The 15441-nt window shown below is 56.5% G+C and carries 11 protein-coding genes; 7 read left to right on the forward strand and 4 right to left on the reverse strand.

Going from position 1 to position 15441, the window contains the following annotated elements; all coding sequences use genetic code 11:
- Positions 1-526 precede the first annotated feature (526 nt).
- Positions 527-2074, reverse strand: a complete 1548-nt coding sequence (locus tag ACTQY1_RS06205) for an AbgT family transporter (RefSeq protein ID WP_288310902.1) — start codon at positions 2072-2074, stop codon at positions 527-529.
- Between the two features lie 263 nt (positions 2075-2337).
- Between ACTQY1_RS06205 and ftsH the strand changes: the two genes are divergently transcribed.
- Both ftsH and ACTQY1_RS06215 read left to right on the forward strand, forming a co-directional pair.
- Positions 2338-4230 (forward strand): ATP-dependent zinc metalloprotease FtsH, encoded by a 1893-nt coding sequence (gene ftsH / locus ACTQY1_RS06210; RefSeq protein WP_022487717.1) that lies wholly within the window; start codon positions 2338-2340, stop codon positions 4228-4230.
- Between the two features lie 105 nt (positions 4231-4335).
- Positions 4336-5931, forward strand: a complete 1596-nt coding sequence (locus ACTQY1_RS06215) for a hypothetical protein (protein ID WP_154487859.1) — start codon at positions 4336-4338, stop codon at positions 5929-5931.
- 67 nt (positions 5932-5998) lie between these two features.
- On the opposite strand, the gene ACTQY1_RS06220 is transcribed toward ACTQY1_RS06215, so the two are convergent.
- Positions 5999-7528, reverse strand: coding sequence for a Ppx/GppA phosphatase family protein (locus ACTQY1_RS06220; RefSeq protein WP_154487858.1), 1530 nt, complete (start codon positions 7526-7528; stop codon positions 5999-6001).
- A gap of 154 nt (positions 7529-7682) precedes the next feature.
- Here ACTQY1_RS06220 and ACTQY1_RS06225 point away from each other — a divergent pair, with 154 nt between their 5' ends.
- The 4 genes from ACTQY1_RS06225 to ACTQY1_RS06240 all read left to right on the forward strand — a co-directional run bounded on the left by ACTQY1_RS06225 (position 7683) and on the right by ACTQY1_RS06240 (position 12416).
- The gene (locus tag ACTQY1_RS06225) at positions 7683-9242 is read left to right on the forward strand and encodes a Ppx/GppA phosphatase family protein (RefSeq protein ID WP_154487857.1); all 1560 of its coding nucleotides are present in this window, start codon (positions 7683-7685) and stop codon (positions 9240-9242) included.
- Positions 9242-11350 carry an RNA degradosome polyphosphate kinase gene (locus ACTQY1_RS06230; protein ID WP_154487872.1) on the forward strand — a complete coding sequence of 703 codons (2109 nt, stop codon included), beginning with the start codon at positions 9242-9244 and terminating at the stop codon, positions 11348-11350. The genes ACTQY1_RS06225 and ACTQY1_RS06230 overlap by 1 nt, the downstream gene beginning before the upstream one ends.
- 133 nt (positions 11351-11483) lie before the next feature.
- Positions 11484-11717 carry a hypothetical protein gene (locus tag ACTQY1_RS06235; protein ID WP_229778420.1) on the forward strand — a complete coding sequence of 78 codons (234 nt, stop codon included), beginning with the start codon at positions 11484-11486 and terminating at the stop codon, positions 11715-11717.
- Positions 11718-11864: 147 nt separating this feature from the next.
- On the forward strand, positions 11865-12416 hold the full coding sequence (locus ACTQY1_RS06240; protein ID WP_279127995.1) for a phosphoribosyltransferase family protein: 552 nt from the start codon (positions 11865-11867) through the stop codon (positions 12414-12416).
- Positions 12417-12621: 205 nt separating this feature from the next.
- Here ACTQY1_RS06240 and ACTQY1_RS06245 read toward each other — a convergent pair whose 3' ends face one another.
- Positions 12622-12954: a branched-chain amino acid transporter permease gene (locus tag ACTQY1_RS06245; protein WP_022487710.1), complete on the reverse strand. Its 333-nt coding sequence runs from the start codon at positions 12952-12954 to the stop codon at positions 12622-12624.
- Positions 12951-13718: an AzlC family ABC transporter permease gene (locus ACTQY1_RS06250; protein ID WP_374047554.1), complete on the reverse strand. Its 768-nt coding sequence runs from the start codon at positions 13716-13718 to the stop codon at positions 12951-12953. The genes ACTQY1_RS06245 and ACTQY1_RS06250 overlap by 4 nt, the downstream gene beginning before the upstream one ends.
- A 224-nt stretch (positions 13719-13942) precedes the next feature.
- On the opposite strand from ACTQY1_RS06250, the gene ACTQY1_RS06255 reads away from it, so the two are divergent.
- Complete coding sequence (locus ACTQY1_RS06255) at positions 13943-15340, forward strand: aminotransferase-like domain-containing protein (protein ID WP_022487708.1); 1398 nt, start codon at positions 13943-13945, stop codon at positions 15338-15340.
- Positions 15341-15441: the final 101 nt, after the last annotated feature.

The following is a 15441-nucleotide window of genomic DNA, read 5'->3' on the forward strand; positions in this document are numbered from 1 at the left end:
CAGCAGTTAAGCCCTTATACGCCGAAAGTACTCGACTGGAAACGGTCCGGGAGGATAGGGAGCTGCCGGTTAGGAAAATTCCGCATCTGATGGATGCGGAATTTTTTTTGTCACTGGTCAACGGTCACTGGTCACTGGCCGTTGGAAAGAACCCGTGGCTGACGGGTTCTTTTAAATAAAAAAATGGAGGAAACCTGCTCCTGGTGGGTTTCTCCGAAGGGAAACGCAGCCTGTGGGCTGCTAACTCACCACCATTGCACAGGCGCAACGGTCCCCCGCCCTTGAAAAGGGCGGATATACGCTGGGGCTTACGCCCTTGCTTTCAGGCACAAGGGCACTGCCCGCGTGCCTGTTATCCGCCCTTTTCAAGGGCGGGGGTATCCATGCACAGCATGGGTGGTGGGTTAGCAGCACCGGCTGCGTCCTGAATCGAAGAAACTCGCCATTCGGCGGGTTTATGCCTTTGACCAACAGAGGGTCTGCTGCATCCGCAGCAGACCCTCTGTTACGTCCGTTATGCACTTTCTTACAGGAACAGTCCGGCTCCCGGCCCTACAGGCAGGCCCAGGAGGATCCAGACGCTCATGAGCAGGCTCCAGGTGATCAGGAAGGTGATGGAATAGGGGAGCATCATGGAGATCAGGGTTCCCAGTCCGGCGTCTTCCTTGTACTTCTGCATGAACACCACAATCATGGCGAAATAGCTCATGAGAGGGGTGATGATGTTGGTGGAGGAGTCCCCGATCCGGTAGGCTACCTGGGTAAGAGCCGGGGACAGGCCCAGCCGGTACATCATGGGCACGAAGATGGGCGCCATAATGGCCCATTTGGCAGAGGCGGATCCCATGAACAGGTTCAGGAAGGCGGACAGAAAGATGAACAGGATAATGAGAGGCAGACCGGTAAGGCCGGCGGCTTCCAGGGCATCGGCTCCCTTGAAGGAAACGATAAGCCCCAGGTTGGTCTTGCCGAAGTAGGCGATGAACTGGGAAGCGAAGAAGGCCAGAACCATGTATCCGCTGAGGGATTTCATGGCGGCGGTCATGGCGGCCACCAGGTCATGGGAAGTGTTGATCTTTCCCACAATCTTTCCGTACACCAGGCCTGGAATCAGGAACAGAAGCAGGATGGCGGGAATCAGGCCGTTGTGCATGAAGGCTTTCAGGGTGTACTCCCCGGTGGCTTTTTCCAGGGTGCGGAATACGGCGTTTTCCGGGAACATGAGCACCGCCATCAGGGCCACATAAACCAGCAGTGCCAGGGTGGCCCAGTTCAGGGCTTTGTTTTCCAGAGGGGTGATGGGCTGGTTGTCCGATTTGTAGATTCCAGTGTAAGTGCCCAGGTTCTTTTCCACGATTTTGTCGGTGACAAAGGTGCCTACAATGGTCAGCAGCACCGTGGAGGCGGCCAGGAAGTACCAGTTGCAGGTGGGATCCAGGACCATGTCAATGCCGGCGGCGATCAGGGCCTGGTTGGTGATCCCGGTGAGCAGGGGATCGGTGGTTCCGATCAGCAGGTTGGCGGAGAAGCCTCCGGATACCCCGGCGAAGGCGGCGGCCATGCCGGCCAGGGGATGGCGTCCTGCCATGGCGAAGATCATGGCTCCGATGGGGACTACGATCACGTATCCGGCATCAGAGGCGATGTTGGACATAACCCCGGCGAACACCACAATGGGGGTGAGAAATTTGGGGTTGGCATTCATCAGCAGTTTTTTCAGGGAGGTGTTGAACAGGCCGGACCATTCGGCTACCCCTACCCCCAGCATGGCCACCAGAACGGTGCCCAGAGGAGCGAATCCGGTGTAGTTTTTGGTGGCGGTGTCGAACATGTACCGGAGCCCTTCCGCGTTCAGCAGAGAGACGGCTTTTTTGGTGACTTCCGCCTTGGCCCTGGCGTCAAAATAGGTGACGGTCAGGCCCTGGGATGCGGCAAAATGGGAAATGACGACGACAATCAGGGAGAGAATGAAGAAAAGGATCGCAGGGTGGGGCAGTTTGTTGCCGATGATTTCCACCCCTCTCAGGAAACCTCCGATTTCCTGGGGATTTTTCTTCTGGGTTGCGTTGGACATGGATGGTGCCTCCTTTTGAGTGAAATAAAACGGTGCAGGTTGGGTACGGTCAAAAAGCATAACGGACTGAATACTATGACTATTTTAACAAAAAGTAAATAAAAAAGAAAGGTAAAAAGACAAAAATGTCTGTAAATAATGGACAATGGTACAGAACTCTCAGAAAATTAAACGGAAAATCAAGTTCTGTTATTTTTCACAATGGTTTGTGCTATAATCAATAGAAAAGCATGCAGAACCCCTGCGGAAAGGATGAAAATATCATGGATGACAAAAATCCGGACAAGCAGTCGAAGAGAGTCAGACTGTATTACATCGCAGCCATTTTGCTGATCCTGATTATCAATACGGTCATCAGTCCCATGTTCTTTCAGCCGAAAGTCCATGAGGTCAGCTATACCAATTTCCTGAACATGGTGGATGAGGGAAAAGCCACCAAGGTGGAAATCACCAAGGATCGGATTGCCCTTTTGTGCAATCAGGATGGAAAGGAACAGATTTACGTAACGGGACGGGTGGATGACCCGGAACTGGTCAGCCGGCTGGTAAAGGCCAAGGTGGAATTCTCCCAGGTAATCCCCAAACAGGAATCTCCCATTATGTCCTTCTTCAACAACTGGATCCTGCCCTTCCTGCTGTTTATGGTAATCGGCCAGCTGATCATGCGGTACCTGGGGCCTAAATTGGGCGGGGGCAACATGATGAGTTTCGGCAAAAGCAATGCCAAGGTGTACATTGCCGCCCAGACCGGCAAGACATTCAAGGATGTGGCCGGTCAGGATGAAGCCAAGGAAGCCCTCCAGGAAATCGTCAATTACCTGCACAACCCTTCCAAATACAAAGCCATCGGGGCTGTGATGCCCAAAGGGGTGCTGCTGGTGGGGCCTCCCGGCACCGGGAAAACCCTGCTGGCCAAGGCTGTAGCCGGGGAAGCCAAGGTGCCCTTCTTCTCTATCTCCGGTTCTGAGTTCATTGAAATGTTCGTGGGCATGGGGGCTGCCCGGGTCCGGGATCTGTTCAAACAGGCCCAGGAAAAGGCACCCTGTATTGTGTTCATCGATGAAATCGACGCCATCGGCAAAAAACGGGACAACGGATCCTTCGGCAGCAACGACGAACGGGAACAGACCCTGAACCAGCTGCTGTCTGAAATGGACGGGTTTGACGGCAGCAAAGGGGTCATCATCCTGGCGGCCACCAACCGGCCGGAAGTGCTGGATAAGGCACTGCTCCGTCCGGGCCGGTTCGACCGGCGGGTGCCGGTGGAACTGCCGGATCTTCAGGGAAGGGAAGCCATCCTGAAGGTCCATTCCCATGATGTGAAGATGGATCCCCAGGTGGACTTCCATACCATCGCCCTGGCTACCAGCGGTGCCTCCGGGGCGGAACTGGCCAACATCGTCAACGAAGCTGCCCTCCGGGCGGTACGGATGGGCCGTTCGGAAGTGATCCAGGAAGACCTGGAGGAGAGCGTGGAAGTGGTCATTGCCGGGGCCCAGAGAAAGGGTGCGGTGATTTCTCCGGAAGAGAAGAAGGTCATTGCCTACCACGAAATCGGCCATGCCCTGGTGGCGGCCAGCCAGAAGGATTCGGCACCGGTCCACAAGATTACCATTATCCCCCGGACCTCCGGGGCCCTGGGGTACACCATGCAGGTGGATACCCAGGAAAAGGTGCTCATGAGCCGGGAAGAACTGTACAACAAGATCGTGACCCTGACCGGGGGACGGTCTGCGGAAGAAGTGGTGTTCAACCTGGTAACCAGCGGTGCCTCAAACGACATTGAACAGGCCACCAAGCTGGCCCGGGCCATGATTACCCGGTTCGGTATGACCGATGAATTCGACATGGTGGCTCTGGAAACAGTGAACAATGCCTACCTGGGCGGGGATACCTCCCTGGCCTGTGCTCCGGAAACGGCCGCCCGGATCGACGAGGCGGTGTTCGCCGTGGTGAAGAAGGCTCACAAAGAGGCCCGGGAGATCCTGGAAGCCCATCGGGAAAAAATGGACGAACTGGCTCAGTACCTGCTGAAGAAAGAAACCATCACCGGAGACGAATTCATGGCCATTCTCCACGGGACCATGAAACAGGAAGAAACGGAGACGGTGGAAGTATCCGTCGTTCCAGAAACGACCGATGCTCCTCAAGCTTGACGGCGGACAAAAGAGGCTGCTGCACAAAACGTGCAACAGCCTCTTTTCTATGTTATAATGAGTTCTCTGCATCATGCTACAACTTTGAGAAACAGGATGAGAAAAATGGAAACACGCACGAAACCCTGGAAACAGGGAAAAAGCATTTTTGACTATATCAAAAGCAATCTGGATGAGGACGGGTTCTTTACCCGGGAGAATCTGGAGGACCGGGCGGTGGTGGCCGGGGACAGCGATGTGCTGCTGGAACCTGGTGCTGCCGACGCCTATCTGGCCAGCAACAGCCAGGCGGAAGAGGCGGCCAATCCGGTAGGGGACCAGATTTACCAGGTGCTTCGGGCCTATGCGGAAGATCCCACCCCGGAAAATGCCACCATGCTGTACATGGGGATTTCTTCCACCCCCTGCATCCTTTACTACGAATCCCTGGTGGATGCCCTCAGTGAGGAACGGATTCCCCAGCCTTTGTGGGAACTGGCCCGGGAATGGCTGTATGAAGCCTCCAGCCGGGAAACGGTGAAGCTGGCCATTGTAATCTGCGGTCTGTACATGCTCAACGAGCAGGATTTGACAGTGAACTGGCAGCTGAAACAGGATCTGATGATCCTGTCCCGGTGTGAGGAATTCACCAGCTTTGTGATCTACGCGCTGGAACTGAGCCACCAGATGGAGCAGAAGGATTTGTGGGACATGCTCCAGCACACTTCCGGCTGGGGCAAGCTGTGCGCCATGCAGGCCTATGATTTCGCTGCTCCGGAAGACCAGGCCTGGCTGGTGGTCCACGGCTGCGATCTGACCATCGATTATCCGGCAGTGTCCCTGATGATCTTTTCCCGGGTGAATATCCCGGCTCTTCTGTCGGAACCCCATCTGGAACATCCCCAGTTCCAGGGGATCAGCCATATCCTGCTGAACTACCTGGCCTTCCTGTTGGGATTCCAGCAGCTGGAGGCACCGGAAGATGACAAGATGCCGGTGATCGACCTGTTTTCGGTAATGGAAAAGTTCCTGAAGCATGCCCAGGAATACCATACCGACCTGATGGACGGAGCGGCCCTCATCAATATGGCGGAAGGGCTCCGGACCATGGTGGAGGATGAATGCTGGGATTACCTGACCATGAACCAGTGCCATATCCTGATCAGCGAGCTGGAAACCCTGGTGTTCTCCCAGGACTGGCTGCCCCAGATCAGGGCCAATCTGCTGGAACCGGACGGCCGGGTGAACCTGATCGTGGTCCATATGGCCTATGCCCTGGATCTGGACATCCACCGGGAATTGTGGAACCTGCTGAAGAAGGATCCCCGGCGGACGGAGCTGTACCCGTTCCTGCTGGATACCCAGGATAAACGGCGGTTCAACCGGGTGATGAAGTTCGCCCGGGAACATGCAGACGAGTATCTTCAGGAGGAATACGTGATGGAGCCCCTGCTCCAGGCTCTGGAGGAACATCCCGGGGAAGGGGAGGACCTGCTGGAAAAGGCCCTGACCTCCATTTACGATTCCTGCCGGGGCACGGCCCTGGGGGTACTGGACAGCTGGCCGGACAAGAACTGGTCACCCCGGATGCGGCTGGCCCTGCTGAGAGCCAGGGACATGAGCCAGCATCCCCTGCTGAAGCTGCGGGTGGATGTACTGCTGAAAAAAAGGACCATGGATTTCGCCAGTTTCCTGGACGTGATCCATGAGCATCAGAAATAGGGGGACTGCAAAGCAGTCCCCCTATTTCTGTCAACGGGGCTGTTGCTCTTGCAACAGCCCCGTTTTTTTATCCTATTTCCTTCACAACTACCGTCAGCGAACATCCCAGGTTCTTCCGGAACCACTTGGTCATGGCCTGGAGCTGCTGGAGCTCTACGGAGGGGGCCCGGGTGGCGGTGATGGTGAGCACAGCGCCTCCGTTCAGGATGGCAGGTTCGATGGTTTCAATGGCCCCGGTCTGGGTGTAATCCAGACATTCCGCCAGGGCCAGGAGCAGAGCGGCGTTGCTCAGCCGTTTCATGTCGATTTCCGGGATCAGCTTCCGGTAAGGCCGGTTCCGGAGATAGCCCCGGTTCACCCCGTGGTGCCAGGCGGCCAGGATGGCGGTGTACACCACATCCAGATGGTTCAGCCCGAACAGTTTGCCGTTTTCGATCAGGTAGCCGCTGTGCCGGGTGTGGTTGTAGTAGTTGATGGTGATGCCAATGTCATGAAGCAGGGCGGCGGTTTCCAGCAAAGGTTCCCACCGGGCCGGCTCCAGCTTGTGGAGGGACTGCCAGCCCTGGAACAGCTGGAGGGCGTATTTGGCCACCAGCCGGCAGTGGTCTTCGTCCGGGGAATAGAGATGGATCATGTTTTCCCGGGCGGTTTCCAGGATGTTGGGGGTAATGAGGGGCAGTTCCGTGTGTTCGTGGAGGTATTGGGAGAACAGCCCTTCCCGGAGCCCGCAGCCGGAAACAATCATCTTCCGGGCCTTGCTCCGGTCTGCCAGGGCCTTGATGATGGAGGAACCGGCAATGATCACATCCGCCCGGTCATTGGACAGGCCGGGGATCCGCCGCCGGGTGGCCAGGGTAGTGCCCGGCAGGGTCTTGTACCATTCTTTGAAGTCCTGGATGGTGAACTGGTAATTGTGGAGTTTGGAGGTGAAGTATTTGGCCCGTTTCTGTTCGATCTTCCCTACGGAACGGGCGGTGCCTCCCACCCCTACCAGAGGCAGGCCGCAGCCGGCAATCCAGGGAACCTTCTGCATCTGGTCGTTGATGGCCCGGCGCATTTTGTTCAGGGCGGCCGGATCCACCGTGTTGTTCAGCTTGAAGGTCTTGGTCAGGTTCACGCAGCCGATGGGCAGGCTGACACTGTCCACCAGCTTCCGGTCCCGGACCAGGATCACTTCCGTGGAAGCACCCCCCAGGTCGAAGATCACCGCATCTTTTACGTCGATGGTGTTGATCACGCCCAGATAGCTGAGATAGGCTTCGGTTTTCCCGGAGATGATCTCCAGGTTGATCCCGGAAGCCTGGGAAGCAGCCTTGGCCAGCCGGGCCCCGTTGGGAGCGTTCCGGATGGCGGCGGTGGCCACGGCGATGATTTCGTCTGCGTGGAAGATCCGGCACATGGAGGCGAAATTCTTCAGACAGTTGGTGGTGGCAGTGAAGGCTTCCTCCGTCAGATACCCTTTCCGGTCCGTTTTCAGGGCCAGCCGCAGCGGGTCCTTCTGGTTGTACACCAGGTTGCAGGCGTTGGAAGCATGGATCTCCATGATCACCAGACGGGCCGAGTTGGACCCCACGTCGATAATGGCAATGCGTTTCATAAAATCCCCCGATCCACACGTGTATATAAAAAAACTATACTCCGCGAACACTGTTTTTTTCTTATAATAGAAGTGTTAAACTAAAAATAGTATAACACGATTGATACACAGAGGGTAGGACAAACCGGGTTATACCCAAAGCAAGGAGGAACTTATGGCTAAGAAAAAGTTGCGGTCAGCAGCGGTGATCCATCTGGGTTCAGAGAACATCACCATGCAGCTGATTGAATACACCGGTCTGGATGACATACGGATCATTACAGAGCTGCGCAGCAAGGTCCGTTTGGGGGAAGAAACCTTCCAGACCCGGAAGATCTCCTTTGGGACCATGCTGCAGATTGTGGAGATCCTGAAAGGGTACCGGCAGGTGATGCGGGAGTACGGGGTGAAATCCTATATCCTCCAGGCCACTACCGCTGTCCGGGAAGCGGAGAACCAGCAGTATTTCCTGGACCAGGTGCTGGTGAAGACCGGCTTCCAGATCGAAGTGGTGAACATGTCCCGGGAAATCTACACCAAGATGGCGTCCCTGCTGCGGACCATGGAGACCCATGGGAAAATGCCCCTGCCCCGGGAAGGGGTGCTGCTGGCGGACATTTCCTCCGGAGGTCTGGGTCTTACCTATGTGAAAGACCGGGAAGTGAAGTTCCAGCAGAACCTCCATGTAGGGCTGGTCCGGCTGAAGGAACAGTTTACCCGGAATGAACGGTCCAGCATCCATTTTGAACAGGCCCTGAAGGAATATCTCCAGGACCGGATTGGCGTGGTGGCGGAAGAACTGGAAAACGAGACCATCAGCATGCTGGTGCTCACTGGTACGGAAAGCCAGGTGCTCCTGGACCTGTTCGGGAAGAAACGGACCCGGAAGGAAAATGTTTCCTTAACGGCGGATGAAGTGAAAGCCTTCTACCACCGGGTACACCATCTGAAAGAAAGCCAGCTGGAGAAGCTGTTCAGCCTGACCCCGGAAGAAACGGAAGTGGCCCTGCCAGCCATTACCCTGTGCCAGCTGCTGATGGAAATGTCCCGGGCCCAGCAGATCCTTATGCCGGTGGACCGGTTCGTGGACGGGATGAAGATCCTCTACATTGCCCGGCAGCTGGATCAGCAGTTCCTGGAAGAAATGCTGGACATCCAGATGAGCCTGGTCCGGAACATCGGAAACCGGTTCCACTACGACGCTCCCCATGCGGCCTGGGTGGAAAACATGTGCTGCGTGCTCTTTGACGCCCTGGCGCCGTCCCAGGGCCTGGACCAGGAGGACAAGAGCCTCCTCCGGGCGGCGGCCTACCTGCACAATATCGGGAAATACGCCTCCATGCGGACCTATGACCGGTACAACTACTATTTGATCGACAGCGCGGATCTGTTGGGCTTCAGCGTGGAACAGTGCCACACCATTGCCCAGATTTCCTACCTGTACACTCTGGACCGGCCGGAACTGGAGGGCAGCGAACCCAAGGATTTCGGCAGCGGGATCCCGCCTCTGGTGGCCAAGCTGGCCGGCATCCTCCGGCTGGCGGATTCCCTGGACATCAGCGGCCGGCAGAAGATCCGGGACTGCAAAGTGGTGATCCGGGGAAACGAACTGCGGGTCCGGGCCAAGAGCCGGGAAAACCTGGCTCTGGAGGAATGGACTTTCAGCAAACGGGGGAGTTTCTTTGAGGAAGTCTTCGGCCTGCGGCCGGTTTTAGAGAAAGCAGAGGAAAAATGATGAAAATCGATCTGAACAAACCTGAGTATTACGTGAACCGGGAACTGAGCTGGCTGAAGTTCAACCTGCGGGTGCTGCGGGAAGCGGGGGTGCGGAACCTGCCCCTTTTGGAACGGCTTCGGTTCGTGGCCATTTCCGCCTCCAACCTGGACGAATTCTTCATGGTCCGGGTGGCCGGCCTGATCGAACAGAAAGCCGCCGGGATGGACCATGTGGATGCTGCCGGGATGAATGTGGAGGACCAGCTCCGGAACATTGCCCTTTCCGCCCACAACCAGATGAAACTGAAGTACCGGTATTTCTTCGCTCTGATCAATGAGCTGGAGAAATATGCCATCCGGTTCTTCCGGGTGAAGGATGTGACTGAAGACCAGCGCCGGGAACTGGAAAACTACTACCAGGAAATGGTCTTCCCGGTGCTGACTCCCATGGCGGTGGATGCGGCCCGGCCCTTTCCCTTCCTGGCCAACAAGTCCCTGAATATCGCGGTGGAACTCCGGGACCAGAAGGGGGAACAGAAAATCGCTTTCGTCCAGGTGCCTTCCGTGCTGCCCCGGTTCATTTCCCTGGTGGGGAAGGAAGGGGAACGGGCCTATGTGTTCCTGGAAGACCTGATCATGGAACACTGCCAGGATCTGTTCAAGGGACTCACCATTGTGGACATGGTGCTCTTCCGGATCACCCGGGACAGCGACCTGGAAGTGGAGGAAGACGCCACCCAGGACCTGATGAAGGAAATCGAACGGTCCCTGCGGAAACGGAAACGGGGGGCTGCGGTGCGGCTGGAAATCAACGCCACCGACGACAAGTACCTGAAGGATTTCCTGGTAAAGAACCTGGATCTGGAACCCCGGGATGTGTATGAGATCCAGGGACCTCTGGACCTGACCTTCCTGAACAGGTTCATCGACCAGCCGGGGATGGACCAGTGGAAATTCACTCCCTACACCGGGCAGCAGCCGGAAGAGCTGCCGGATTATGACGACCTGTTCGGAAAAATCCGGGAACATGACATCCTGCTCCACCATCCCTATGAAAGCTTCGATCCCATTGTAAAGCTGGTGGCCCAGGCGGCGGACGATCCCCAGGTGCTGGCCATCAAACAGACCCTGTACCGGGTCAGCGGCAATTCTCCCCTGGTGGCGGCGCTGGCCCGGGCGGCGGAAAACGGCAAGCAGGTCACTGCCCTGGTGGAACTGAAGGCCCGGTTCGACGAAGAGAACAACATCGTCTGGGCCCGGCGGCTGGAAAAAGCCGGCTGCCACGTGATTTACGGGCTCATGGGCCTGAAGACCCATTCCAAGATCATCCTGATCGTCCGGAAGGAAGAGGACGGGATCAAACGGTATGTGCACCTGGGCACCGGGAACTACAACGACAAGACCGCCAAGCTCTATACGGACCTGGGGCTGCTGACCGCCAACGACCAGTATGGCCAGGATGCCTCCGCCTTCTTCAACGTGCTCAGCGGTTATTCGGAACCGCCGGTGTTCAACAAGCTGGTGATGGCGCCCATCGGGCTCCGGGAAAAGATCTATGAACTGGTGGACCGGGAAATCGCCCATGTGAAGAACGGGGGCACCGGGTACATCGCCGCCAAGATGAATTCCCTGATCGACCAGCCGGTGATCCGGAAGTTCTACGAAGCCTCCCAGGCCGGGGTGAAGATCGACCTGATTGTCCGGGGGATCTGCGGCCTGCGGCCGGGAATCAAGGGCGTCAGCGAGAACATCACCGTACGGTCCATTATCGGCCGCTTCCTGGAACACAGCCGGGTGTATTATTTTGCCAACAACGGCAGTGAGGAACTGTACCTGTCCAGTGCGGACATGATGCCCCGGAACCTGAACGACCGGGTGGAACTGCTGTTCCCGGTGGAACGGAAGGCTCACATCGACCGGGTGAAGGAATTCCTGGATCTGTGCCTGAAGGACAATGTGGGGGCCCATGTGATGCTGGCCAACGGTACCTGGCGCCGGGCCTATCCTCACGGCCGGAAGCGGATCAGCGTCCAGGCGGCCATGATGGACCGGGCCAAATCCCATGCCCCGAAAAAATCCATGCCCATGGAACAGCGGCTGAAGCCCATGGTCCGCAAGGAAGAATGACGGAGAGCCCTCTTTTGTGATATAATGACTTATCATAAAGAGAGGTGCGGTGCGAGAAATGGCAGTGCAAAGTGTTACCTTAAACTATAATGGACATTACGGATATTTGGATTACAACGAAGAAACCCATGAGATGACAGTCTTTATCCCAGATGAGGAAGCAGCAGCCCAGAAAGTGCGGGATTTTCTCCAGGGCCCCCGGAAACTCCAGGTCCCTACGGATGAATGCACCTACCATTTCGGAGAAGTGACCGTGGATCCCAGCCGCAGCTGGCAGGACTGCCAGCAGGCCCTGACCCGTCTGTGGGTGAATACCGGAGTGCTGGTGGAATGGAGCATGCCGCCCCGGATGACCAACGATCTGTAAGTTATACACAGAGTTATCCACTTATGAACATTTGTGTTGTGGATAATGTGGATAACATTGTCCTGACAGGGGGAAAACCGGGAAAAAACGGCCATCCAGCCTGTGGATAAATGGAAAATGCAGGAAAAAAACGGGGAGGGTGCCAAGGTGGCAAAACGGTATTATGAACTGGAAGTGGCAGGGGTGAAACGGTCCCTGCCGGTAATCAATATTTCGGATTCCCTGGCTATTGCCGGGTTCGTGATCCTGGGGGATACGGAAATCGTGGAAAAGACCGCAGCGGAACTGGCCAAAAAGGTTCCGGCGGATACAGATATCCTGATGGCGGCGGAAACCAAGGGAATCCCCCTGGTCCAGGCCATGGCCCGGATCCTGGGGATGCCCCGGTACATTGTGGCCCGGAAATCCATCAAGGCCTATATGGAACATCCTCTGGTGGTGGAGGACGAATCCATCACCACCCAGGGCAAGCAGATGCTCTGCCTCCAGGATGAGGACATTGAACGGGTCCGGGGCCACAAGGTGACGCTGGTGGACGACGTGATCAGCACCGGAGGCTCCATGAAGGCTCTGGAAGAACTGGTGGCCAAAGCCGGGGGCACCCTGAACGGAAAAATGGCCATCCTGGCCGAAGGAGATTCCATCGGCCGGAAGGACATTACCGTACTGGCCAATCTGCCGCTGTTTAAGGCGGAATAAAGTTGGTCTGTCAATGGTCAATGGTCAAATGTCAATGGCTAAAGGAAAGAACCCGCCTGAGTGGACGGGTTCTTTTATTATGCAAAATCCATATTGTGTCTGATATAGCAGCGATTATATTTTTAAATGTTAATTAAAAATTTGCTTGCAAATTTTGTCATTGGGCCATTGACCATTGACAATTGACCACGATGGGGGCCTTCATTCAGGTGAAGGCCCCCATCTGCACCATCACCATATACCACAGCGTTCCCCCTGCCATGGACAGCAGGAACTGGCGCTTCCACAGGTGGAGGAGCACCACTACGGCGATGCCGGTCAGTTCCGGGAGACCGTGGGTGCCGGTGGTGAAGGACACATCCTTGAGACAGTAGATCACCAGCAGGCCGAACACCGCTGAAGGCAGCACCGTGCCCAGGTAGCGGACCCGGGCCGGGGTGGGTTTCCCTGCCGGGAACAGAAGGAAGGGCAGGAAACGGGTGAGCTGGGTGCTGATTACGGCCAGCACCAGGATGGCAAGATGCTGGAGAAAACTCATGGCCGGGCTCCTTTCTTCTCCAGGTTCTCCTGGAGCAGCAGCAAAAGGGACAGGATGGCGCCCAGGGCCGGCAGGATAAAGTGCTTGGGACCGGCCAGGTTCAGCATCACCAGGGAGATCCCCAGTCCCAACAGGGAGCTTACATGGCTTTTTTCCTTCAGCCACTGTTCCAGGAAAATCACCACGAACATGGCGGTGAGCACAAAGCCCAGACCCTGGGTGTTGAACCGGATGCAGCCTCCGAACAGACCTCCCAGGGTGGCTCCCAGGAACCAGTACATGTGGTTCAGGAAGGTGATGAAGAACATGAACCAGCCCCGGTCCACGTTCTCCGGGATCCGGGCGGTGTAGTTGATGGAAAAGGTCTCATCACAGAGGCCGAAGATCAGGTACAGCTTTTTCCAGCCGGTGCCTTTGTACCGGTCCAGCATGGAGATCCCGTAGAAAAGATGCCGGGCATTGATCATCAGGCTTACCAGAAAGACCTGGGCCGGATCGAAGACTCCCACCATCAGGTTCACCAGGACAAATTCCACGGAACCGGAAAAAATCAGGAGGCTCATGAACATGGGGTACCAGAAGGGAAAACCGGCGGCATGCATGTAGACACCGTAGGTGAGTCCCAGGAACAGGAACCCGGCAAAGATGGGCAGGGTGTGGGGAAAGGCGCAGCGCAGGGCCTGGATCCGCCGGTCACGGGACAGCTGGGGAACCAGGACAGCATAGGGCTGGGAGAAGGGAACAGTACTTTGCTTCACGGATATAACCTCCAATTCGTATCATTTGCAACACAAGCATACCATTAAAAATCCGTACAATCAATGACTAAATTGTATGGATTACAAAATTTTTTGACAGGGAATCTTCACGGCATACCGGAGAATTTTTTCGATTGCTCTTTAAAATAGGAAACAAATCCTGAAAATTCCCTTGATGCTCCATACAATATTTCATATAATTGTATGGAATACAATTACAGGAGGTCCCTATGGCCATCAACGGATTCTACAACTACCCTCTGTCCTGGAAACCGGACCGGGCCAAGCTTACCCGGCCGGTATACCTGTCCCTGGCCCGGCAGCTGAAGGAGGACATTGCCTCCGGCTGCCTGGCTCCCGGCACCCGGCTGCCGCCCCAGCGGGAACTGGCCCGGTTCCTGGGAATCAATTTTACCACCGTCACCCGGGCTTACAAGCTGTGCGAGCTGAAGGGGCTGCTCCAGGCGGTGACCGGCAGCGGTACCTTTGTAGCCTCCAGCGCCGCCCGGTCCGTGACCATTTCCACAGAACGTCCCCGGTCCGCCCTTATCGACCTGGGGTTCGAGAACCCCTTTCAGGTGTTCACGGACCAGGTCCGGGAGATCACCCGGGACATTGCCGGCCGGAAACAGTTCCCCCAGCTGCTGGATTATGCCTCTCCCACCGGTATGGTCCACCAGAAGGCGGCCGGGGTAAACTGGCTGAAGAACATAGGGGTGGAAACGGATCCGGACCATCTGATGCTGGTGTCCGGCACCCAGAACGGACTGGCCATGAGCCTGCTGGCCCTGTTCGATCCGGGGGACCGGATCGGGGTGGATACCTACACCTATGCCAATTTCATCGAACTGGCCCGGCTCCATCATCTCCAGCTGGTGGCCATCGGCAGCGATGAGGAAGGGATGCGGGCGGACCTGTTGGAGCGGCAGCACCGGCTGAATGCCCTGAAGGGAGTCTTCCTGATGCCCAGCTGCTGCAACCCTACCACCCGGATGATTTCGGAGCGGCGGAAACAGGCCCTGGCCCAGGTAATCCGCCGGGAACAGCTGATCCTCCTGGAAGACGACATCCATGCCTTCTTCACCGCCGGCACCGTGGCCGATTATGCAGGGCCCCTGGCCCGGCTGGTGCCGGAACAGAGCGTCTATGTAAGCGGCACTTCCAAACCCCTCTGTGCCGGTCTGCGGGTGGCCTACCTGGTGTATCCGGACCGGTTCCGGGAGGCCCTGCTCCAGGCTCTCTTCAATGTGAATGTGAAAACATCCTCCTTGGACGGGGAAATCATTACGGAACTGATCCTTACCGGCACCGCCAATGCCATGGTGAAGAAGAAACAGGAACTGGCGGCGGAACGGAACCGGCTGTTCTTCCGGTATTTCCCGGAACTGGAGGGTCAGGGCCATCCCCTCAGCTTCTACCGGTGGCTGCCCATACCGGATACCCGGGGAGGAGCGGAAGTGGAACAGGCCTTCCAGCAGCAGGGAATCCGGGTCTACCATTCAGACCGGTTCCTGTGCGGGAAGCGGGAAATGCAGGCTTATCTCCGGGTGGCCCTGTCCACAGAACAGGACATGGGACGGCTGGAAAAAGGACTGTCCATTTTACGGGAAAACGTGAAAAAAGCATAAATCCCCTGCTCCCCTGCTGCGTCACTGTAATGCAGGTTCACCGGGATCCGGCTGACAGTTGCTGAAAACTGAAAAAAACTTTGCTTTTTGGGTACCTCCTG

It is taken from the genome of Acidaminococcus sp. HCP3S3_G9_1 (assembly GCF_052122455.1).
In the GTDB taxonomy this organism is placed as follows: Bacteria; Bacillota; Negativicutes; order Acidaminococcales; family Acidaminococcaceae; genus Acidaminococcus.